We start from the raw sequence: 21,982 nt of genomic DNA on the forward strand, positions 1-21,982 counted from the left end.
CGGACTCAGTCCTCGCGGTTCATGTGGGCGACGTCATCGATGGCATCTTCGGCCTCGTGACTGACGATCAGGCTGTCCTGCTTGCCGGTCCAGACGCGGACCCCTGCCTGCACGAAGCGGAAGAGCAACAGCGCCATGCCGAAGGGCAGGATGACGTAGGGGATAAAGCGGGGCAGCTTTTCGTAGGCCTCGCCCTCGTTGATCATCGGCTCGATGAAGCGCAGCCAGTCGGGCATCGGGATGTCGACCACCTCGTACCACGAGCGGTAGGAGGTGCGTTTCATCTCTTCGAAGCCGGTCGGGAACCAGCGCCCGGTGGTCTGCGGCAGGTTGGCGAAATTCGCCCAGTAATCCCACGCGCCCTTGAGCAGCAGGAAGGCGTAGAAGATGCACAGCGCCGCGGCGATCAGCGCGAAGACCCGTCGCAGTGACGTCGGCAGCAGGCTGGTGATCGCGTCCACGCCGAGGTGCGCGGTGACTTTCACCGCGTAGCTCACGCCGAAGAGCACCAGCCATGCGAAAAGGAAAGTGACCGCCTCGAGGCCCCAGATCAGGCCGGTGTTGAACCCGTAGCGCAGGACGACGTTGACGAAGGTGATCAGGGTCATCAGCCCGAGGATCACGGCGATCGCCGTTTCCTCCAGCTCGTTGACGAAGCGGCCGAAAGGCGAGCCGCCGTGGGTGATATTGGACATCTTGTCCCCCGCTATGCCGGATGGGTTGCCCCAAGATGAGTGTTCGGGTGTGAAAAGGCCCGGCCCCGCGCTGCGCAGGACCGGGCCGAAGCCATCAGCGCCGGATCAGAACTGCGCGTTGAATTCCTGCGCGGCGTCGATGTTCTCTTGGCCGACGTCATCGCTGAACTGATCCCAGACCGGGCGCATCGCCTCGAGCCATGCGGCCCGCTGGTCGGGGGTCAGCTCGCGGATCACGCCGCCCGCGTCGAGCACGGCCTGACGGTTATCGGCGTCGACCTCGGCGATCGCCGCGTTGCGCTCTGCGGTGACCTCTTGCAGGATCGTGCCCATCTGGTCGCGCACGTCCTCGGGCAGGCTCTCCCACCAGTCGATCGAGGTCACGACCATGTAGTCGAGCAGACCGTGGTTGGTTTCGGTGATGCCGTCCTGCACCTCAAAGAACTTCTGGCCGTAGATGTTCGACCACGTGTTGGCCTGACCATCGACAACGCCGGTCTGCAGCGCGCCGTAGACTTCTGAGAAGGCCATCGGCTGCGGCGAGGCGCCCAGCTCTTCGATCTGCGCCTTGAGCACTTCCGAAGGCTGCACGCGGAACTTCAGGCCCTCGGCGTCTTCGGGCAGCAGCAGCGGCTTGTTGGCCGAGAACTGCTTGAGACCGTTGTGCCAGAACTCGAGGCCCAGAAGGCCGCGGCGGACCATGACCTCTTTCATCTCCTGACCGGTTTCGCTGTTCTGGAACGCGTCGACGGCTTCGATGTTCTTGAACATGAACGGCAGGTCGAAGATGCGGAACACTTTGGTGAACTGCTCGAACTTCGACAGCGAGGGCGCGGCCATCTGCACGTCGCCGTTCAGCATCGCCTCGAGCACTTGGTCATCGTTGTAGAGCGTGGAGTTCGGGAAGACCTCGACGCAGGCCTTGCCGTCCATCTCCTCGTTGACGCGGTCGGCAAACAGCTGTGCCGCGATGCCCTTGGGGTGCTTGTCGGTGTTGGTGACGTGGCTGAACTTGACCACGATCTCGCCGTCATCGCAGGCAGCCGTTGCGGCCTGCGTGCCGGACACGAGTGCGGTCACCGCCGCTGCGGTCATCAGAATCTTTTTCATGCTATCCTCCCGGATGGTCCGTTCTCGGTGCCCGCCTGCTCCTCAGCGCGGGCCCTCCGAAAACGAGGAAACAGCCCGGCAGGAATCCGCGCAAGAAATTGTAACGCGACCGTCAAAATTTGTTCATACCCTTTATAAATCAGCGCCTTGCGGAGAGCGCATTGCGCGGGGCCAACAAAACACCAGTCTGCAATGTGTGAAAACCCGCACGCCGTTTTTCGAAGCTGTGCGGAAAACCGCACAGTTATTCGACTGCCTTATTTTCGCGCAAGAGCGTGACTCGGCGCGCAGCCGCCTTGCGGTCAGCGAAACTCTTCGGCGCGGATGCTGTATTTGGCCAGCTTGTCGTAGAACGTCTTGCGCGGCAGCTTCAGCGACTGCGCCGCCGCACTGGCCTGCCCGTTCGTCCGCTTCAGTGCTTCGATCAGCAGCGAGCGTTCGACCTGCGCCATGCGCTCTGCAAGACCCAGCCCTTCGCCTTCGTCGCCGCTCTCGCCCAATCCGAGCGCAAAGCGCATGGCGGCAGACATCAGGGCGCGGGTGTTGCCCGGCCAGTCACGCGCGATCAGCCCGTTGGTCACCTCGTCGGTGATCTCGGGCGGCTGCAGTCCTGCCTGCTCGGCCGCCTGCGCGACGTAGTGGCGGAACAGGACCGGGATGTCGTCCGGACGCTCTGCCAGCGCCGGGATCTGAATCTGCATGACCTCGAGCCGATAGTAGAGTTCGGCCGACAGCACACCTGCCTCGACCTTGGCCGCGAGGTCATCCACCGAGCCCGCGATCAGCCGCGCGCCGCCCTCGTCGAGCCGGTCGATCAGCGCAAGTTGGCTGTCCTTGGGCAATTGCCCGATCTCGTCGAGAAACAGGCTGCCCCCCGCACAGCTGGGCCAAAGCTCGTCGAGCGCGTCACGGCTGAGCCCGGCGGCGGACCGCTTCTCGAAGGGCCCCTTGGCGCGGGGCGAGCATAGATGCACCACTTCGGCCACCTTCGAGATGCCTGAGCCCGGCGCGCCGGTGACCAGCACGTCGGTGCCCGCGCGCGCCGCCACACGGCAGCGGGCACGCAGCGCGTCGGCCTTGCGCGAGGTGCCGAACAGCAGCCGCGCCGCCGCATCGCCGGTTTCGAGCTCGGCCTTCAGGCGGCGGTTTTCCAGCACCAGCGCCCGGGTGCGCAGCGCACGTTCGACCACCGCGGTCAGATCACCCGGCGCGCAGGGCTTTTCGAGAAAATCGAAGGCCCCCGCCGCCATCGCCCGCACCGCCATCGGGATGTCGCCCTCGCCGGTCAGCAGGATCACCGGCAGTTCGGGGTCCTGCCGGTGGGCATAGTCCAGCAGGTGGAACCCGTCGCGCCCGGGCATGCGGATATCCGAGACGATGACGCCCTCGAACCCCGGCTCGATCAGTTCCTTGCATTCGACAAAGCTGCCCGCCGTCACCGCCTCGAGATCGGCCAGTTCCAGCGTCTGGCCAAGCGCCTCGCGCACCGCCGCGTCGTCGTCCACCAGCAATACCCGCCGTGTCATGCCAATTCCTCTGCCTGTCTGAGATCGAGCGTGAACTCCGCCCCGCCGCCGGGCAGGTTCGCGCCGCGCAGCTTGCCGCCAAAGCCCTCGACGATGCCGTAAGAGATCGACAGCCCTAGCCCCATGCCGTCTTCTGGGCCGGACTCCTTGGTCGAATAGAAGGGATCAAAGATGCGGTCGGGCTCGGCGATCCCCGGTCCGCTGTCGCGCACCGTCAGACGCACGAGCCCCGCCGCGTCGTCATGGGCGATGCGCAACTGCAGGTGGCGCTCTGGCTGGTCCTGCATCGCGTCCAGCGCGTTGGAAATCAGGTTCACCACCACCTGACTAAGCCGCACTTCGCCGCCCATGACAATCGCCGGGCGCGTCGGGCGCTGCCAGTCCACGGTGGTGCCGGTGCCGTCGATCCGGCGCTGCATCAGTTCAAGCGCCTGCTCGACCACAGAGGCCAACCCGACCCGATGCGCCGGGCCCGGCTCGGCTTTGGCGAAGGCGCGCAGGTTCTTGATGATCCGCCCCATCCGGCCAGCCATGTCGTTGATGCGCCCCAAGTTCTCGGCAGCGCGCTCGGGCTTGCCGCGATCGAGGAAGGCCGCGCCGTTCTCCGCGAAAGACCGGATCGCCATCAACGGCTGATTGAGTTCGTGACTGATCCCCGCGCTCATCTTGCCAAGCGCCGAGAGTTTAGAGGCCTGCACCAGTTCGGCCTGCATGCGCTTCAGCGCGGCCTCGGCCTCCTGCCGCTCGACCACCTCGCGGCGCAGCGCGTCGTTGGCCTCTTCCAGATCGCGGGTGCGCGCAGAGACGCGCTGCTCCAGTTCAACGTTGATCGCCGCCAGCGCCTGCCGCCGCTCGACGGCGAACCACAGCAGCGCAAGAAAGAACAACGCCCCCGCCCCGACCGCCGCCGACTGCAGCAGCGCGTAGCGCCGCGCCGGACGCACGTCGATCAGCAGCGCGCCGGTCATGCCGATCACCGGCAGTTCGACGTCTCGGCGCAGCGCCCGCTCCGGGATGTAGGGCGACCAGTTCTGCGCCACGATGTCGTGGCTGCCATGGCGGATCGTTCTTGTTTCATAGTTGCGGCCCGACGGTGAGATCATGCCATCGCCCTCGCGCCGCCAGCCCAGAAGCTCGGTGCGGTTGGTGACAAACACCGTGCCGCCTTCATCAAGGAAGAACACCGCCGGAAGCGAGCCGCGCCAGTCGCGTTCGAGCACCGCGGCATCGACCACCACGACCAGCACGCCGCGCACCTCGCCCGCAGGCGCGAAGCTGGGCGCGGCGTAGAAGAACACCCGCTCGGCCTCGCCCGGCCCCGCGCCATGCGCTACCCCCAGCGCGCCGGTGAGCGCGCGGCGGAAATAGGCACTGCGCGGCACGTCGTCAGGCAACGGCCCGCCCGACGAGGCCAGCAGCTCGCCCGAGGCATCCATGTAAAAGGCGCTGACCGCGCCGGTCCGGTCGGCGGCGCGCAGCAGCATCTCCTCGGCGGCGCTGCGCGAGCCGTAAGCATGCAGCGCCTCGAGCGTCGGGTGCCGCGAGGTCAGCACCGCGAACTCGCGGAATCGCTGCAGTTGGCTGACGAGGCGATCCGAGGCCAGTTCCAGATCGCTTTGCCCGCGCGCCGCGAGCGGCCCGAGCGCCTGCAGGTAGCCATAGTGCCACACCGCGCCCGACAGCGCGGCCACGAAGGCGAGCGTCAGCACCAGCCATGCGGCGCGGCTCCGGGTCAGCAGGCTCCAGTTCATCGCTCCCTCATAGCAACAGCGCTCTTGCCAAGAAAGCGTGGCCGTGGCCTAGGGTTGCGGCATGAGACGCTTTTCCCGATCCCCGACCGATCCCGCCTTCGTGCAAGATCCCTACCCTTTCTATGACGAGATGCGCGCCGCCGGTGATCTCGCCTATTGGGAGGAGTACGCCATGCCCTGCGCGGTCTCTCACCGCGCGGTCTCGGCGCTGCTGAAAGACCGCCGCTTTGGCCGCGAAGTGCCGCCCGAGATCGCCCCGGACATCCCGGCGCATCAGGCTCCTTTCTATGCCGTCGAAGCGCATTCCATGCTCGAACTGGAGCCGCCCCGCCACACCCGTCTGCGCGGGCTGGTGCTGCGCGCCTTCACCTCGCGGCGGATCAAGGCGCTGGGGCCGGAGATCGCCGCGCTGGCGCACCGGCTGATCGACGAGATGCCCGACGGAGAGGTCGACCTGCTGCCCGCCTTCTGCCAGCCAATCCCGGTGATCGTCATTGCGCGGCTCTTGGGCGTGCCCGAGGAGATGGCACCGCAACTGCTGCGCTGGTCGGCGGATATGGTCGGCATGTATCAGGCCCGGCGCGACATGGCGATGGAACTGGCCGCCGCGACAGCCGCCACCGAGTTTTCGGACTTCCTGCGCGGCTATGTGGACGAGCGGCGCAAGGCGCCGGGGGACGACCTGCTGTCGCATCTGATCGCCGCCGAGGAGGATGGCGAGAAGCTTTCGACCGACGAGCTGATCACCACCTGCATCCTATTGCTCAACGCCGGGCATGAGGCGACGGTCCACACCATGGGCAACGGCATCAAGACGCTGCTGGAACAGGGCGTGACGATCACCGAGGAAAACGCCCCACCGGTGGTCGAGGAAGTGCTGCGCTTCGATCCGCCGCTGCACATGTTCACCCGCTACGCCTATGAAGAGGTCGAAGCTTATGGCCACACCTTCCAGCGCGGCGATCAGGTGGCACTGCTGATGGGCGCCGCCAACCGCGATCCCGAAGTCTGGGCCGATCCGGCGCGCTTCGATGCGGCGCGCACCGTGGTGACCAACACCAGCTTCGGCGGCGGGATGCATTTCTGCGTTGGCGCGCCGCTGGCGCGGCTGGAGTTGAGAACCGCTCTGCCGATCCTCTTTGACCGGCTTTCGGGAATGAAGCTGGCAGGAGTGCCGAAATACGCAGACCTCTACCATTTCCACGGGCTCGAGGCGCTGCGGGTCACGCGCTGACCGCGCCCGGAATCAAGGCCAAGCCGCCGGGCAAGCGGTCGTTCATAGGGCCCCATCGGTTCAAGCCCGATGGACGACGCCGTCCCGGCGGGCTGGCGCATTGTCATCCTCGTAAGGCGTTCGCAAGTCGCGCGAGCTTGGCTTGGATAAAGTGTAGACCTCGCAGGCTGCAGCGCCACCCCACGGGCAGGCGCTCCCCCGGCTCATGTCCGACAAACGAAAAGGCGCGCCGCTTTCGCGACGCGCCTTTTGTCCACCCGACAGGAGGCCTTACGACAGGCGGCTGATCACCACCGTCACCTCGGGCTTCTTGCCGATCTCATTGACCGCCGAATTGCGCACGATGCGCCGCATGCCCTCTTCAAGCTTGTCGTCGTCGGTCAGCGTCTTCTCTCCGGCCCGGCCAAGAAACTGCGCCAGGTCTTCTTCGAGGATGTCGACCAGCGGCGCGTTCGACCGCCCCAGTTCGGGCAGGCCCTTGAGCTCGCACCACGGCTCGCCCAGCGGCTCGTCTTCCTCGTCGAGGATCACCGTCACCACCACATGGCCGTTGAGCGCCATGCGGATGCGGTCACGCACGATGCCGTCGAGCGCGCCGATCTGCACCGAGCCGTCGAGGTAGGTGCGCCCGGTGTCGACGTAGCCCGCCACCGTGGGCTGGTTGCCCGACAGGTCGACCATCGTGCCGTTGACCGCCAGAACGCCAGCGCGCCCCAGCCCTTCGGCCAGCTTCATGTGCTCGCGCAGGTGGCGGTGTTCGCCGTGCATCGGCACGACGATCTGCGGGTTCACGATGTCCTGCATCCGTTCCAGATCGGGGCGGTTGGCGTGACCCGAGACGTGGTACTTGCCGCCGTTGTCATCGACGATGTCGACGCCCTTCTCCGACAGCGAGTTCATGATGTGGATCACGCCCTTCTCGTTGCCCGGAATGGTCTTCGACGAGAACAGGAACAGATCGCCCTCTTTCAACTCGATGCCGTTGTACTTGCCGCGCGCCAGCTGCGCCGAGGCGGCGCGCCGCTCGCCCTGCGAGCCGGTGACGATCAGCATGACATTCTCGCGCGGGATCTGCGTCGCGTCCTCGGGCGAGATCACCTTGGGGAAAGAGCTGACCACGCCGGTCTCGATCGAGGCTTCGATCATCCGGCGCATGGCGCGGCCGAGCAGGCAGATCGAGCGCCCGGCCCGCTCACCAGCCTCGGCCAGCGTTTTAACCCGCGCCACGTTCGAGGCGAAGGTGGTGGCGACAACCATCTGCGGCGCGCTGGCGATCAGCGTCTCGATCTCGGGGCCGACGGTGATCTCGCTGCGGCCGGGGTTGGGCGAGAAGACGTTGGTCGAGTCGCAGATTAGCGCCTTCACACCCTTCGAGGCGACCTCACCCCAGAGCGTCGGGTCAAAGGCCTCGCCGACGATGGGATCGCTGTCGAGCTTGAAGTCACCGGTGTGAATGAGCCGCCCGTCGGGCGTGTCGATCACCAGCCCCGAGCTTTCCGGGATCGAGTGCGAAATCGGCAGGAAGCCGACGGTGAAAGGCCCCGCCTTGGTGGTTTCCGGCCATGGCGAGACGGTGGTCACGGTCTCGGGCGAATGGCCATATTCCGCCAGCTTGCCGCGGGCGATGTTGGCGGTGAAGGCACGCGCGTAAATCGGCACGCCGAGGTCTTCGAAGCAATGGCCGATGGCGCCGACGTGGTCCTCGTGGGCGTGGGTGATGAACACCGCTTCCAGCCGCTCGCGGTTTTCCTTCAGCCAGGTGATGTCGGCAAAGATGATGTCGACGCCCGGGGTGGTGTCCATGTCGGGAAAGGCGACGCCGATGTCGACGAGGATCAGGCGTTCTTCGCCGGGTTTGCCGTATCCGTAGACATAGGCGTTCATGCCGATCTCGCCGGCGCCTCCCAAGGGGAGGTAGATGATGCGTTCACTGCTCATGTGCTTTGGCTCCTGCCAAGATTGTACGTATGGATGACGGTGAGACCATGCATGGTCAAATCTTCCCGCCAGTCGTCGAAGAGGTCTTCAGCCTGCTGGAAAAGCGGCGCCAGCCCGCCGGTCGATATGACGCGCATCGGGCGGTCTCGTTCCGCCTTGATGCGCGCGCAGATTTCTCTCACGAGGCCCACATAGCCCCAGAATACGCCTGACTGCATGCAGGCGACGGTGTTGGTGCCCACAACGCGCTGCGGCTTGGTGATGTCCACATGCGGCAGCGCGGCGGCGGCCTGATGCAGCGCCTCGAGGCTGAGGTTCACGCCGGGCGCAATCACCCCGCCCTCATAGGCGCCGTCCTGCGCCACTACGTCGAACGTCGTCGCGGTGCCAAAATCCACCACGATCAGATCGCCGCCATAAAGGTCAAAGCCCGCCACGGTGTTCACCAGCCGGTCGGGGCCCACGTTGGTGCCAAGGTCCACGCGCACCTCGACGGGCAGTTCCACGTCGGGCTTGCCCACCACCAGCGCGCGTGTGTTGAAATATCGGTCCGCCAGAACCCGCAGGTTGAACACCACGCGGGGCACGGTGGAAGAGACGATCACGTCGGTGATCTCGGCCTCGATCTGCTGAAACTCCATCAGCGTCGAGAGCCAGACGTAATATTGGTCGGCGGTGCGCTGGTGCTCGGTCGAGGTGCGCCAGGTCGCCAAGAAGCGCGCGCCGTCCCAGATCGAGAACACGGTGTTGGTATTGCCGCAGTCGATGGCCAGAAGCATCCGCCGCTCCTTCAGAAAAACACGTCGGCCGCGGCAATCGCCTGCCGACCGCTGGCTGTCCTTAAGACAAGATTGCCAGCATCGTCCACCGTTTCGAACGTGCCGACGAACTCATGCCGTCCGGTGCGCGCGGTGATCACCGATCCCAGCCGCGCCGCGCGTTGCAGCCACGCCTCGCGCAGACCGGCAAACCCATAGCCCCGGAACCGCGTCTCTTCGCGTGCATAGGCGGTAGCGAGCGCGTCCAGAAACTCTTCGGCAGAGACCTGAGCGCCGGTTTCCGACAGCAGCGAGACAGGCCGCAGCGCGCCGGGCTCCACCTCGCCCACATCCGGCGCGGCGGCGAGGTTGACCCCGATGCCGATCGCGAGCCAGTCGCAGGCGTCATGACGACCAAGGCTCTCCAGCAGGATCCCCGCCACTTTGCCGCCGTTCAGCAGCACGTCATTGGGCCACTTCAGCGACAACCCGTCCGAGCGCCCTGTCACCGCGACGAAGGCCTCATAGAGCGCCAGCGAGGCGACAAAGCTGCGCAGAGCCACCACCTGCGGCGGCTCGGCCACAGGCAGCACCAGCGTCGCGGCGAAATTGCCCTCGGGCATTGACCACGCGCGACCGCGGCGCCCGCGCCCGGCGCTCTGCCGCAGCCCTAGGACCCATTCGGGCGCCTCAAGCGCGGGCACGATCCGCACCGCCTCGGCATTGGTGCTGTCCACTTCCGCCAGCACGCGCCGCCCATAGCCTTCAGGCCACATGCCCTGCCCTTTCATCTTTCCGAAAATACTCCCGCCGGAGGCAACTCCGCCAAGGGCGGAAAAAAAGCGACGCGCCAAAGGCGCGTCACTCGAAGGCTCGTAGCTGAGTTGGGGCTCAGTTGACAAGGGTGGCTGCCGCCGCGGCCGCAGGCCCCTCGATGCCGAAGAGGTTGACCACCCCTGCGACCATGAACAGCGCCGAAACCATCAGGAACCCCCAGAGGATCGGCGAGCCACCGGTGTCCAGCGCATCCTCTCGGTCTTCGCCGAAGTACATGTAGAACACGATGCGCAGGTAGTAGAACGCCCCGATGGCCGAAGCGACGGCGGAGGCGACCACCAGCCAGACCATGTCTTCGGCGATGGCGGCGCGCCAGACGCCCAGCTTGGCAAAGAAGCCCAGCAGCGGCGGCACACCGGCGAGGCTGAACAGCAGCACCAGCATCGCCAGCGCCTTGCCCGGCTCGCGTTTGGAATACATGCCAAGCGCGCCAATGTCGGCGATCGGCTGGCCGTCCTTGCTCATCGACATGATGAAAGCGAAGGTGCCGATGTTCATCGTCACGTAGACCACCATGTAGATCAGCATTGCCTCGATCCCCGCCTCGGTGCCGGCGGCAAGGCCGATCAGCGCGTAGCCCATGTGGGCGATCGAGGAATAGGCCATCAGGCGCTTGATGTTGGTCTGGCCGATGGCAGCGACCGAACCGAGAAACATCGACAGCACCGCGATGAGCCCGACAACTTGGCTCCAGTCCGCCACGGCACCGCCGAAGGCATCGTGCATCACACGGGCAAACAGCGCCATGGCGGCGACCTTCGGCGCGGTGGCAAAGAAGGCAGTGACCGGGGTCGGCGCGCCTTGGTAGACATCAGGCGTCCACATGTGGAACGGCACCGCCGAGACCTTGAAGGCGAAGCCCGAGATCATCAGCACGAGACCGATCAGCAGGCCAATCGACAGATGCCCCTCGGTGGCGGCGTTGATGATGCCCGAGTAAAGCGTCGTGCCGGCAAAGCCGTAGGTCAGCGACGCGCCATAAAGCAGCATGCCCGACGACAGCGCGCCCAGCACGAAGTACTTCAGGCCCGCCTCGGTGGACATCTCGCTGTCGCGGCGCAGCGAGGCCACGACGTAGAGCGAGAGCGACATCAACTCGAGCCCCATGTAGAGCGTCATCAGATCGCCCGAAGAGACCATGACCATCATGCCCACGGTCGAGAGCGCCACCAGCACCGGGTACTCGAAGCGCAGCAGCTTTTGCTTTTGCATGAAGCCGAGGCCCATCACCAGCACGCAGGCTGCCGAGACGAGGATCACCACTTTGGCAAAGCGCGAGAACGCATCGTCGATAAACATGCCGTGGAACGCCGGTGTGCTGCCGCGGCCGGTGGTGCCGATCCACAGCGCGAGGATCACCATCACCGCCGCCGTGGCCCAGACCAGCGCCGGGGCCAGCTTGTCCTTGCCGGTGTAGACCGCCCCCACCAGCGCCAGCATGGCGTAGACCGCCAGCAGGATCTCCGGAAGGATTGTGTTCAGATCAGCCGAGATCATGCCCCGTCCCCTCAGTGGTTCGCTTCGGCCACGGTGGTGCCGCCGAGATCGGCGGCCGCCACGGCCGTATCATAGTTGTTGACCAGCGCCTCGACCGACGGGCCGATGATGTCCAGCGCGGCCGCTGGGTAGACCCCGAGCCACAAGGTCATGACGACCAGCGGCGCGAAGGTCCAGCGCTCGCGCGGGGTCATGTCCTGAATGGTGCGCAGGCTTTCCTTGATCAGATCGCCAAACACCACCCGGCGATAGAGCCACAGCGCGTAAGCCGCCGACAGGATCACCCCCGAAGCGGCGAAGACCGCGACCCAGGTGTTGACCTGGAAGATGCCCATCATGGTCAGGAACTCGCCGATGAAGCCCGAGGTGCCGGGCAGGCCGACGTTGGCCATGGTGAAGAACATGAAGATCAGCGCGTAGGCCGGCATGCGGTTCACGAGGCCGCCATAGGCGTCGATCTCGCGGGTGTGCATGCGGTCGTAGATCACCCCGACGCAGAGGAAGAGCGCGCCCGACACAAAGCCGTGGCTGATCATCTGGAAGATCGCGCCGTCAACGCCCTGCTGGTTGGCCGAGAAGATGCCCAGCGTCACATAGCCCATGTGGGCGACCGACGAGTAGGCGATGAGCTTCTTCATGTCTTCCTGCACCAGCGCCACCAGCGAGGTGTAGACGATGGCGATGGCCGACATCCAGAACACCAGCGGCGCAAGGATCTCCGAGCCCACCGGGAACATCGGCAAGCTGAAACGCAGGAAGCCGTAGCCGCCCATCTTCAGCAGGATCGCCGCCAGCACCACCGAGCCTGCCGTGGGCGCCTGCACGTGCGCGTCCGGCAGCCATGTGTGCACAGGCCACATCGGCATCTTCACCGCGAAGGAGGCGAAGAAGGCCAGCCAGAGCATGGTCTGCAGACCGCCGACGATATGGATGCCGAGCACCGAGAAGCCCGCGGTCGAGAACTCGTGCTGCAGCAGCGTCGGGATATCGAGCGTGCCGGCATCGGCATACATCGCCACGATCGCCACCAGCATCAGCACCGAGCCGAGGAAGGTGTAGAGGAAGAACTTGAACGAGGCGTAGATGCGGTTCTTGCCGCCCCAGATGCCGATGATCAGGAACATTGGTATCAGGCCCGCCTCGAAGAAGAGGTAGAACAGCACCAGATCGAGCGCCATGAACACGCCGAGCATCAGCGTCTCGAGCAGCAGGAAGGCGATCATGTACTCTTTGACGCGCACCTTCACGTCCCACGAGGCGAGAATCACCAGCGGCATCATGAAGGTGGTGAGCATGACGAACAGCACCGAAATGCCGTCGACGCCCATCTTGTAGCTCATGCCCATGATCCAGCTGCCCTCTTCCAGCATCTGGAAGCCGGGGTTCGAAGCGTCGAACTGGAACAAGATGAACAGCGAGATCACGAAGGTCGCCGAGGTCGCGATCATCGCGAGCCACTTGGCGTTCCGGTCCGCAGCGGCGTCGCCGCCGCGCAGGAACAGCGCGAGGATCAGCGCCGCCAGCGCGGGCAGGAAGGTGACGATGGAAAGAAGGTTGGCCATTAGTGAGCCCCTCCGAGGATCGACATCCAGGTGACCAGAACGGCGATGCCGATCACCATGGCGAAGGCGTAGGTGAAGATGTAGCCGGACTGCGCACGGCCCGCGAGCTTGGTGAAGAAGGGGATAATCCCCATCGCCACGCCGTTGATCGAACCGTCGATGACGTTACCGTCACCCCGCTTCCACAGGAAGCGCCCGATCGCTTTGGCCGGCTGCACGAAGATGAAGTCGTAAATCTCGTCGAAATACCACTTGTTCAGCAGGAAGAGGTACAGCGGACGCTGGTTCTCTGCGAGGCGTTTCGGCAGCGCCGGGTTCACGATGTAGAAGAGATAGGCAACCCCGAAGCCGATCAGCATGGCAAAGAACGGAGAGACCTTCACCCAGACCGGCGCGTGGTGCGCCTCGTCCATGACGTGGTTGTCCGGCCCCATGAAGATCGCGCCTTCGGGTGCCATGCCGGTCGCCACATGGGTGGCGTCCTCGGCGTGGCCCTCTTCGGCGGCAGCGTCGGTGGTCTCGGCGCCCTGCTCTTCTGTTGCAACGGCGGTGTCTTCGCCCTGCGCCTCGGTGGCGGCGTGCTCTTCTCCCGCGGCTTCGCTGTGGCCCTCTTCCGAGGCTTCCGCGTGATGCGCGGGGATGCCGAAGAAGCGGTTCACCCGATCATGGTCGCCGAAGAACGGCCCGTAGAACACCATCCCGGCCAGCACCGCCCCGACGGCGAGAACCGCCAGCGGAATGGTCATGACCTTGGGGCTTTCATGCGCGTGCTCATGCGTGTGCTTGTCGCCGCGCGGACGGCCGTAGAACGTCATGAAGATCAGGCGCCACGAGTAGAACGAGGTGAACAGCGCCGCGATGACCAGCATCCAGAAGGCGTAGCCGCCGCCGGTGCCGGCCCATGCGCTTTCAATGATCGCGTCCTTCGACAGGAAACCGGCAAAACCGATGTGCGTGAGCGGAATGCCGACGCCGGTGATCGCCAGCGTGCCGATCATCATCGCCCAGAAGGTATAGGGGATCTTGCCGCGCAACCCGCCGTAGTTCCGCATGTCCTGCTCGTGGTGCATCGCGTGGATGACCGAGCCGGCACCGAGGAACAGCATTGCCTTGAAGAACGCGTGGGTCAGCAGGTGGAACATCGCCGCCGAGTAGACGCCGACGCCCGCCGCCACGAACATGTAGCCCAGCTGCGAACAGGTCGAATAGGCGATGACACGCTTGATGTCGTTCTGCACGAGGCCGACCGTCGCCGCGAAGAAGGCGGTGGTGGCGCCAAGGAAGGTGACGAAGGCCATCGCTTCCGGCGCGTATTCCATCAGCGGCGACATGCGGCAGACGAGGAAGACACCGGCGGTGACCATGGTCGCGGCGTGGATCAGCGCCGACACCGGCGTCGGGCCTTCCATCGCGTCGGGCAGCCATGTGTGCAGCAGCAGCTGCGCCGATTTGCCCATCGCGCCAACGAACAGCAGGAAGGCCAGCAGGTTCGCCGCGTTCCAGTCGGTCCAAAGGAAGGTGAGCTGCGTTTCCGCCAGCTGCGGTGCTGCCGCGAAGATGTCATCAAAGCGGATCGAGTCGGTGAGGAAGAACAGGCCCAAGATGCCGAGCAGGAAGCCGAAGTCGCCGACGCGGTTGACGATGAAGGCCTTCATCGCGGCCGCGCCCGCCGACGGTTTCTTGTAGTAGAACCCGATCAGCAGGTAGGACGCGACGCCCACGCCTTCCCAGCCGAAGAACATCTGCACAAGGTTGTCCGACGTCACCAGCGCAAGCATCGCGAAGGTGAAGAACGACAGGTAGGCGAAGAAGCGCGGCTTGTAGCTTTCGCCGTGTTTGAACTGCGGATCATGCGCCATGTAGCCGAAGCTATAGAGGTGCACGAGCGCCGAGACCGTGGTGACCACGATCAGCATGATCGCCGTCAGACGGTCCGAGCGGATCGCCCATTCGGTGCTCAGCGTGCCGCTTTCGATGAAGCGGAACAGCGGGATGGTCTCTGCCTCGCCGAGGAACAGGAACACGATCCACGACAGCAGACAGGCCAGAAAGAGAAGGCCGGTGGTGACCCACATGGCCCCCTTCTCGCCGATGAAGCGCCAGCCGAACCCCGCCAGCACGGCCCCGAGCAGCGGGGCAAAGAGAATAATCGTCTCCATGGGCGGTCAGCCTTTCATCACGTTGACGTCTTCCACGGCGATCGAGCCGCGGTTGCGGAAGAAGCAGACGAGGATCGCAAGGCCGATGGCCGCTTCGGCCGCCGCCACGGTCAGCACGAAGAGCGTGAAGACCTGCCCCGCGAGATCGCCCAGGTAGGACGAGAAGGCGACGAAGTTGATGTTGACCGAGAGCAGAATGAGCTCGATCGACATCAGCAGGATGATCACGTTCTTCCGATTGAGGAAAATCCCGAAAATCCCGATGACGAACAGCACGGCCGCCACCGTCAGGTAATGTTCAAGTCCGATCATGCATCCCTCCGGGTCATTGCCCCGATCCTTCAAGTCCCTCGCGGCCCTTTGTCGGGTGGGTCCGCGTCATATCCCGTTGCCCCGCCGCCTCCGCCCCTCCCGGGGGGCGCAGCAGGGCGTAAGTCAGAGCCCCTGCCCGGGCTTCACGTCTTTCATCTCCAGCGCCTTGGCCGGATCGCGCCACATCTGCGCCAGCACGTTCTGGCGCTTGACGTCGGAGCGGTGGCGCAGCGTCAGGACAATCGCGCCGATCATCGCGACCAGCAGGATCAGCCCCGCCAACTGGAACAGCAGGAAGTAGCGGTCGTAAAGCAGCACGCCGAGCGCGACGGTGTTCTGCATTTCCTCGGGCGCGGGCGTCGGCGCCGACAACTGGCTCGCCGCCAGTTCCGAGGCTTCCCAGCCGCCGAAGGCCATGCCCAGCTGCATCAGGATGACGATGCCGATGAGCAGCGCCAGTGGCATGTATTTGGCCATCCCGGCGCGCAACTCGGCAAAGTCCACATCCAGCATCATCACTACGAAGAGGAACAGCACCGCCACCGCGCCGACGTAGACGATGACCAGCAGCATTGCCACGAACTCCGCGCCCAGCAGCACGAACAGGCCTGCCGCGCTGAGGAAGGAGAGGATCAGCCACAGCACCGAGTGCACCGGGTTGCGGGCGATCACCGTGAACAAACCGCCCACGATGACGCAGAGCGAAAAGAGGTAGAAGGCGAACACGGTCATTTTGCGTTATCCTCGTTGTCTTCCATCACCTCGCGCGCAAGCTCCATTGCGCGGGTCATGGCGGGTATGCCGGCGAACATCGACATATGCGCGATGGTCTCGGCGATCTCGTCTTTGGTGGCGCCAGCCTCGATGAGATGGCGCACGGTCATGCGCACCGGCGTGTCGGCCTGCGCGCCCTGCATGGTCAGCCCGGCCAGCGTCAGCAGCAGCCGGGTCTTTGCGTCGAGCCCGTCCTTCGACATGCCCTTGCCGAACCAGAACTCCATGATGTCCTTCGGCATGGTCGGCCAGAGCTTCTCGTACTCTTTGGGCGCGAAGCTCTCCAGCGCGGGGTTGAAGGCTTTCGCCATCTCCTGCGCTTGCGTCATCATCAGCTCGAAAGGGGTTTTCGGATCGCTCATGCCCGGCCTCCCGAAAGGCCAAGCCGCGCGCGGCCAAGCGCGCAAACGCGGCGGGCCGTGGCGGTGGCTTGGCGGTAGGTGGCGGTCATCTGGTCTCCTCCCCTGCGGCGTCAGCGATACGGAGCGTCAAGCTCGAGGTTGCGGGCGATCTCGGCTTCCCAGCGCTCGCCGTTCTCGAGCAGCTTTTCCTTGTCGTAGAAAAGCTCTTCGCGGGTCTCGGTCGCGAATTCGAAGTTTGGCCCCTCGACGATCGCATCCACCGGGCAGGCTTCTTGGCAGAAGCCGCAGTAGATGCATTTCGTCATGTCGATGTCATAGCGCGTGGTCCGGCGACTGCCATCATCGCGCGGTTCGGCGTCGATGGTGATGGCCTGCGCCGGGCAGATCGCCTCGCACAGCTTGCAGGCGATGCAGCGCTCTTCGCCATTGGGATAGCGGCGCAGCGCATGTTCGCCGCGAAAGCGCGGGCTTAGCGGGCCTTTCTCGTGCGGGTAGTTCAGCGTCGGCTTGGGCGCGAAGAAGTAGCGCAGCCCCAGCTGGAACCCTTTGATGAAGTCCGTCAGCAGGAAATATTTCGCTGCCCGGCCGTAATCGATCGATGCCATGGTTGCTTAGCCTCCCGTGGTCCAGCGGGCGAACAGGCCCCAGAACCATCCGAATTTCGCTGCGAAGGACACGAAGACCACCCAGAACAGGCTGTACGGCAGGAACACCTTCCAGCCAAGGCGCATCAGCTGGTCATAGCGGTAGCGCGGGGTGATCGCCTTCACCATCGCGAAGATGAAGAAGAAGAACGCCATCTTCGCGACCATCCAAAGCACGCCATCGGGCAGGCCGGGGATCGGCGACAGCCAGCCGCCGAAGAACAGCAGCGAGGTCAGCGCGCACATCAGGAAGATCGCGATGTATTCACCTGCCATGAACAGCAGGAAAGGCGTCGAGGAATATTCCACTTGGTAGCCGGCCACCAGTTCGGATTCCGCTTCGGGAAGGTCGAACGGCGGGCGGTTGGTTTCGGCCAGTGCCGAGATGAAGAACAGGAAGACCATCGGGAAGTGCGGCAGCCAGTACCAGTTGAACAGCCCGAAGCTGCCATCCTGCGCACGCACGATATCACCAAAGCTCATCGAGCCGGTGGAGATGATCACGCCGATGATGATCAGGCCGATCGACACCTCGTAAGAAATCATCTGCGCCGCCGAGCGGAGCGAGCCGAGGAACGGGTACTTCGAGTTCGACGCCCAGCCCCCCATGATCACGCCGTAGACCTCCAGCGAGCTGATCGCCATCACGTAGAGGATCGCCACGTTGATGTCGGCCAGCACCCAGCCGTCGTTGAACGGGATCGCCGCCCAGGCGAGCATCGCCATGACGAAGGAAATCAGCGGTGCCATCAGGAAGACGGTCTTGTCAGAGCCCGCCGGGATCACCACTTCCTTGAGGACGTATTTGAGTGCGTCCGCCACGGTCTGCAGCAGGCCGAAAAGCCCCACCACGTTGGGCCCGCGCCGCATCTGCACGGCGGCCCAGATCTTGCGGTCGCCATAGACCAGAAACAACAGCGAGATCATCACGAAGCCCACGACCGCAAGGGTCTGTGCGAGGACCAGGATGAAGATGCCGAAGGGCGTTGCGAAGAAGTCTGCCATCAAGTGTCCCTCACACCATCGGTATTCCGTTCTCGGCGCAGGCTGACGCGACGACTTCCGCGTCGATCGTCTTGAGCCCGCGAGGCAGCGCCGCCGAGATGGTGTAAACCGCATCTCCGCGCCAGAGGCCACCCTCTTCCGACACATTCGTCCGCAGATGACGCGCAAATCCGTAGCCCCGGATCAGCGCATATTGCGCTGCGGCGCAATCTGCGTAGTTCTCTACATCCTCCGAGCCGCGCGCGCCGCGCATGGCCACGAAGAAATTCACCAGATCGCCGTCCAGCAGCCGCGTCTCCACTCCCTCGTAGCGCGGCGCAAACGGCGCTGGCTCCGGCGCGGTTTCCGCGCAGGCGCTCAGCGCGGCCAGCGCCGCGAGGGGAAGGGATATGCGCAGCGACATGGATCACTCGGCCGCCATCGGCGCATCGCGCCGGGCCTTGGCATTGGCCGACAGTTCGGCCATCAGCACCGATGCGCGGGCGATCGGGTTGGTCAGCCAGAAATCCTTCACCGCGTTGCGGAACGAGGCATCGCCCAGCTTGTCCGTCGCGAGCGGCGTCCAGTCGTTTTCGGGCACGGTGTCGATCTGCGCCAGATGCGGCACCTCGGCAACCAGCGCCTGACGCAACTGCGCGAGGCTGTCCCACGGCTGCTTGGCGTCGACCTCGGCCGAAAGCGCCCGCAGAATCGCCCAGTTCTCTTTTGCGTCGCCCGGCGCAAAGCCGGCGCGGAAGGCCAGTTGCGGCCGGCCCTCGGTGTTGACGAAAAGACCGTTCTCTTCGGTGTAGGCAGCGGCGGGCAGGATCACATCGGCGCGGTGCGCACCGCGGTCGCCGTGCGAGCCTTGGTAGATCACGAAGGCACCGGGCTCGATCTCGATCTCGTCCGCGCCAAGGTTATAGATCACGTCGGCGTCCTTGGTGGCCGCCTCGAGACCGCCCTCGGTCACCGCGCCCACGTCCAGCGCGCCAACGCGGCTGGCGGCGGTGTGCAGCACCAGCAGCTTGCCAGTGAGCGCCTGCGCCGCGGCCAGCACCGCCAGACCGTCGGCTTCGCGCAGCGCGCCCTGCCCGACGATCACGATGGCGTCTTCAGACACATCCGCATCGGCGAGCGCGGCGCGGCCTTCCCCAAGGTGGGTCGAGTCGTAGGTCAGGTCGACAGCCTCGCCGATCACCTTGACCTCTGCGCCGCCGATCCACGCTTTGCGGATACGCGCGTTCAGCACCGGCGCCTCGTCGCGCGGGTTGGTGCCGATGAGGATGATTTCCTTGGCGGTGTCTAGGTCTTCGACCGCAACGTTGCCCACATAGGCCGACCGGTTGTCCGCCGGCAGGCGCGCCGCGTCGGTGCGGCACTCGACAGAGCCGCCCTGCCCTTCAACCAGTTGCTTGAGCGAGAAGGCCGCTTCGACAGGCGCGAGATCACCAACCAGACCAGCCACCTTCTTGGCGCCTTTCAGCGCCGAGGCCGCGGCGGCCAGTGCTTCGGGCCATGTGGCGGGCTTCAGCTTGCCGTCCTTGCGCACATAGGGGCGATCCAAACGCTGGCGGCGCAGGCCGTCCCAGACGAAGCGGCTCTTGTCGGACAGCCATTCTTCGTTCACGCCATCGTTGTTGCGCGGCAGGAAGCGCATGACTTCGCGGCCCTTGGTGTCGACGCGGATGTTGCTGCCGAGCGCATCCATCACATCGATGCTTTCGGTCTTGGTCAGCTCCCACGGGCGGGCGGTGAAGGCATAGGGTTTCGACACCAGCGCGCCCACCGGGCACAGGTCGATGATGTTGCCCTGCAGGTTACTGTCGAGCGTCTGGTTCAGATACGAGGTGATCTCGGCATCCTCGCCGCGCCCGGTCTGGCCCATCTGCGTCAGCCCGGCCACCTCGGTGGTGAAGCGCACGCAGCGGGTGCAGGAGATGCAGCGGGTCATATGGGTTTCGACCAGCGGCCCGAGATCAAGATCGTCGACCGCGCGCTTCGCCTCGCGGAAACGCGAGAAGTCGACGCCATAGGCCATCGCCTGATCCTGAAGGTCGCACTCACCGCCCTGATCGCAGATCGGACAGTCGAGCGGGTGGTTGATGAGCAGGAACTCCATCACCCCCTCACGCGCCTTCTTGACCATCGGCGAATTGGTCTTCACGACCGGCGGCTGGCCCTCGGGGCCGGGCCGCAGGTCACGCACCTGCATGGCGCAGGAGGCCGCGGGTTTGGGCGGGCCGCCGACCACTTCGACAAGGCACATGCGGCAGTTGCCGGCGATGGACAGGCGCTCGTGGTAGCAAAAGCGCGGCACCTCGATGCCGGCTTCCTCACAGGCCTGGATCAGGGTCATTGCCCCGTCCACCTCGATCTCGTTGCCGTCGATGATGATCTTACGAAGGTTGGTCATTGGCATCTTCCCATGACTGGTGACACACGCGACGCTCCCGCCGGCTGCGGCAGGGCGCTGGGGGATATGCACGTCGCGTGTCGCATCATTTCTCCCTCAGGAGGCGCCCAATGGCGCTGCCCCTGGCAATTTCCTCGCGCCCGAACCGGCACAGGCTTGCCGTGTCGTCGGGCGCAACGCCGCGGGCAGCCATATAGGCCTCGCCATCGGCGCGCATCTGTTTCTTCTCGGCTTTCGAGGTCACGTAGTCCTCGATTTCCGCGTCGCTATAGCCAAGCGCGCGGGCCCGGTTCTTCAGCCCGTTGAGCGTGGTCATCGCGGTGATCATCCGCGCGCCGATATTGTCGCAGCGCTTGCGGATTTCATCCGCCAGACCGACCGCCAGCAGACCGTCGTGAATCTCGCGCACCTCGCCCAGCGGGGGCTTGGTCTGGGCCGCGGCGGGAAGCGCCCCGAGCCCGATCAGCATCGCGGCGGCAGCGGCTTTGAACTTGCGCATATCTTCTCTCCATTGACGAAAGGCGAAGCCGGCCCGCAGGCGGGCTCCCTCGTCACGGAATGTGGGGATTGCCGGGGCAGCTATGCAATAACCGCCCGGAATTCCGCCAGATATGAGCGCGCTCTCTCTCATTCCACGCAGCGCCCGCTCAGCACGAGGTCACGGCCCGACAGCCTCGGCTGCGCCCGCAGCGCCGCCGGATCGACCGCCCAAGCGATGTCAGAGGTGCCAAGGTAATGAATGCAGTACTTCGTGCCCTCATAGACCGCGGCGTCCACCGCCAATTGCGGTGCGCGCGCCGCGTTCTTCACCGTCGCGGCGAAGGCGGCGCGGTCCTGCCGCGCGGCTTTGGCGTCGGCGCGAAACTTCAGCCCGCCGAACTCGGGATCATCCTTGCTGGCCGCGCAGGCCGCCAGCGTCGCGACCAGGGCCAGAGCGGCCCCCGCGCGTGCTTTGCGACCCGCCCATAGGTTTGCCAGTGCCATCACTCGTTCATCCCTTCTGCAGCGTCTGGCCCAGATCGGACCCCGCCGCAATTTCCTTTTCGCCGAGCGCGCAAAGCGACGCCGGCTGCGCCTCGCTGGCACCGCGGCGGGCAATCTCGCTGTCGATGCGGGTCGAGAGCGCGCCAAAATCTTGGTTCTCGTAGGCGGCTTCCAGTGCCGCGCGGTCGACGCCTTCGGCAGCCATTTCCTCGGTGGCGCGATGCACCGCCCCGCCATAGCGCGAATGCGCCATGTAGATGCCCTGCCCGTGGCAGGCATCCGCGATACGCTCGGCCATCGAAATGGTGACCACCCGGTCGCGCCACTGGCTGCTGATCGAGCCGCCGCCGAGGCCACCACCGGATGTACCCGCGCAGGCCGACAACGCGAGCGCTGCGATCAGGGCGGAGCCGCCGTTGAGAAGAGGAACGCGCATCCG

General features: G+C 65.1%; 21 protein-coding genes. 1 reads left to right on the forward strand and 20 read right to left on the reverse strand.

From position 1 onward, the window contains the following. Positions 1–5: 5 nt before the first annotated feature. The 4 genes from ACXAJT_RS11660 to ACXAJT_RS11675 all read right to left on the reverse strand — a co-directional run bounded on the left by ACXAJT_RS11660 (position 6) and on the right by ACXAJT_RS11675 (position 5,082). Complete coding sequence (locus ACXAJT_RS11660; RefSeq protein ID WP_475235463.1) at positions 6–695, reverse strand: TRAP transporter small permease; 690 nt, start codon at positions 693–695, stop codon at positions 6–8. Positions 696–800: 105 nt separating this feature from the next. Next, a complete protein-coding gene (locus tag ACXAJT_RS11665) occupies positions 801–1,805 on the reverse strand; it encodes a DctP family TRAP transporter solute-binding subunit (protein WP_475235464.1) in 1,005 nt (334 codons plus the stop codon). 302 nt (positions 1,806–2,107) lie between these two features. After that, entirely contained in the window at positions 2,108–3,331 is a 1,224-nt protein-coding gene (locus tag ACXAJT_RS11670) for a sigma-54-dependent transcriptional regulator (protein ID WP_475235465.1), read from the reverse strand. Next, positions 3,328–5,082, reverse strand: coding sequence for a sensor histidine kinase (locus tag ACXAJT_RS11675; RefSeq protein WP_475235466.1), 1,755 nt, complete (start codon positions 5,080–5,082; stop codon positions 3,328–3,330). Before ACXAJT_RS11675 ends, ACXAJT_RS11670 begins: the two co-directional genes overlap by 4 nt. Positions 5,083–5,143: 61 nt before the next feature. Here ACXAJT_RS11675 and ACXAJT_RS11680 point away from each other — a divergent pair, with 61 nt between their 5' ends. Then, a complete protein-coding gene (locus tag ACXAJT_RS11680; protein WP_475235467.1) occupies positions 5,144–6,316 on the forward strand; it encodes a cytochrome P450 in 1,173 nt (390 codons plus the stop codon). A 270-nt stretch (positions 6,317–6,586) separates the two neighbouring features. On the opposite strand, the gene ACXAJT_RS11685 is transcribed toward ACXAJT_RS11680, so the two are convergent. The 16 genes from ACXAJT_RS11685 to ACXAJT_RS11760 all read right to left on the reverse strand — a co-directional run bounded on the left by ACXAJT_RS11685 (position 6,587) and on the right by ACXAJT_RS11760 (position 21,979). Beyond that, positions 6,587–8,254 carry a ribonuclease J gene (locus ACXAJT_RS11685; protein WP_475235468.1) on the reverse strand — a complete coding sequence of 556 codons (1,668 nt, stop codon included), beginning with the start codon at positions 8,252–8,254 and terminating at the stop codon, positions 6,587–6,589. Then, on the reverse strand, positions 8,251–9,033 hold the full coding sequence (locus tag ACXAJT_RS11690) for a type III pantothenate kinase (RefSeq protein WP_475235470.1): 783 nt from the start codon (positions 9,031–9,033) through the stop codon (positions 8,251–8,253). The genes ACXAJT_RS11685 and ACXAJT_RS11690 overlap by 4 nt, the downstream gene beginning before the upstream one ends. A gap of 11 nt (positions 9,034–9,044) precedes the next feature. Further along, positions 9,045–9,788 carry a biotin--[acetyl-CoA-carboxylase] ligase gene (locus tag ACXAJT_RS11695; RefSeq protein WP_475235473.1) on the reverse strand — a complete coding sequence of 248 codons (744 nt, stop codon included), beginning with the start codon at positions 9,786–9,788 and terminating at the stop codon, positions 9,045–9,047. A 115-nt stretch (positions 9,789–9,903) separates the two neighbouring features. Continuing rightward, entirely contained in the window at positions 9,904–11,346 is a 1,443-nt protein-coding gene (gene nuoN / locus ACXAJT_RS11700) for an NADH-quinone oxidoreductase subunit NuoN (RefSeq protein ID WP_475235475.1), read from the reverse strand. Positions 11,347–11,357: 11 nt separating this feature from the next. After that, complete coding sequence (locus tag ACXAJT_RS11705; protein ID WP_475235477.1) at positions 11,358–12,908, reverse strand: NADH-quinone oxidoreductase subunit M; 1,551 nt, start codon at positions 12,906–12,908, stop codon at positions 11,358–11,360. After that, positions 12,908–15,067: an NADH-quinone oxidoreductase subunit L gene (gene nuoL, locus ACXAJT_RS11710; protein WP_475235478.1), complete on the reverse strand. Its 2,160-nt coding sequence runs from the start codon at positions 15,065–15,067 to the stop codon at positions 12,908–12,910. Before nuoL ends, ACXAJT_RS11705 begins: the two co-directional genes overlap by 1 nt. A gap of 6 nt (positions 15,068–15,073) precedes the next feature. Then, the gene (gene nuoK / locus ACXAJT_RS11715) at positions 15,074–15,379 is read right to left on the reverse strand and encodes an NADH-quinone oxidoreductase subunit NuoK (protein WP_216004021.1); all 306 of its coding nucleotides are present in this window, start codon (positions 15,377–15,379) and stop codon (positions 15,074–15,076) included. 123 nt (positions 15,380–15,502) lie between these two features. After that, complete coding sequence (locus ACXAJT_RS11720) at positions 15,503–16,111, reverse strand: NADH-quinone oxidoreductase subunit J (RefSeq protein WP_475235480.1); 609 nt, start codon at positions 16,109–16,111, stop codon at positions 15,503–15,505. Next, complete coding sequence (locus ACXAJT_RS11725; protein WP_066100820.1) at positions 16,108–16,515, reverse strand: carboxymuconolactone decarboxylase family protein; 408 nt, start codon at positions 16,513–16,515, stop codon at positions 16,108–16,110. The genes ACXAJT_RS11720 and ACXAJT_RS11725 overlap by 4 nt, the downstream gene beginning before the upstream one ends. A gap of 110 nt (positions 16,516–16,625) precedes the next feature. After that, positions 16,626–17,120, reverse strand: coding sequence for an NADH-quinone oxidoreductase subunit NuoI (gene nuoI / locus ACXAJT_RS11730; RefSeq protein WP_475235481.1), 495 nt, complete (start codon positions 17,118–17,120; stop codon positions 16,626–16,628). Positions 17,121–17,126: 6 nt separating this feature from the next. After that, entirely contained in the window at positions 17,127–18,164 is a 1,038-nt protein-coding gene (gene nuoH / locus ACXAJT_RS11735; RefSeq protein WP_475235482.1) for an NADH-quinone oxidoreductase subunit NuoH, read from the reverse strand. Between the two features lie 10 nt (positions 18,165–18,174). After that, the gene (locus ACXAJT_RS11740; RefSeq protein ID WP_475235484.1) at positions 18,175–18,567 is read right to left on the reverse strand and encodes a hypothetical protein; all 393 of its coding nucleotides are present in this window, start codon (positions 18,565–18,567) and stop codon (positions 18,175–18,177) included. A 3-nt stretch (positions 18,568–18,570) separates the two neighbouring features. Further along, complete coding sequence (nuoG, locus tag ACXAJT_RS11745; protein WP_475235485.1) at positions 18,571–20,559, reverse strand: NADH-quinone oxidoreductase subunit NuoG; 1,989 nt, start codon at positions 20,557–20,559, stop codon at positions 18,571–18,573. A gap of 85 nt (positions 20,560–20,644) precedes the next feature. Beyond that, entirely contained in the window at positions 20,645–21,058 is a 414-nt protein-coding gene (locus tag ACXAJT_RS11750) for a DUF5333 domain-containing protein (protein WP_475235486.1), read from the reverse strand. A 128-nt stretch (positions 21,059–21,186) separates the two neighbouring features. After that, a complete protein-coding gene (locus tag ACXAJT_RS11755) occupies positions 21,187–21,543 on the reverse strand; it encodes a hypothetical protein (protein ID WP_475235487.1) in 357 nt (118 codons plus the stop codon). Positions 21,544–21,550: 7 nt separating this feature from the next. Continuing rightward, complete coding sequence (locus tag ACXAJT_RS11760; RefSeq protein WP_475235489.1) at positions 21,551–21,979, reverse strand: DUF5333 family protein; 429 nt, start codon at positions 21,977–21,979, stop codon at positions 21,551–21,553. Positions 21,980–21,982: the final 3 nt, after the last annotated feature.

The sequence above is a fragment of the Salipiger sp. ABF4_146 genome (assembly GCF_056161345.1).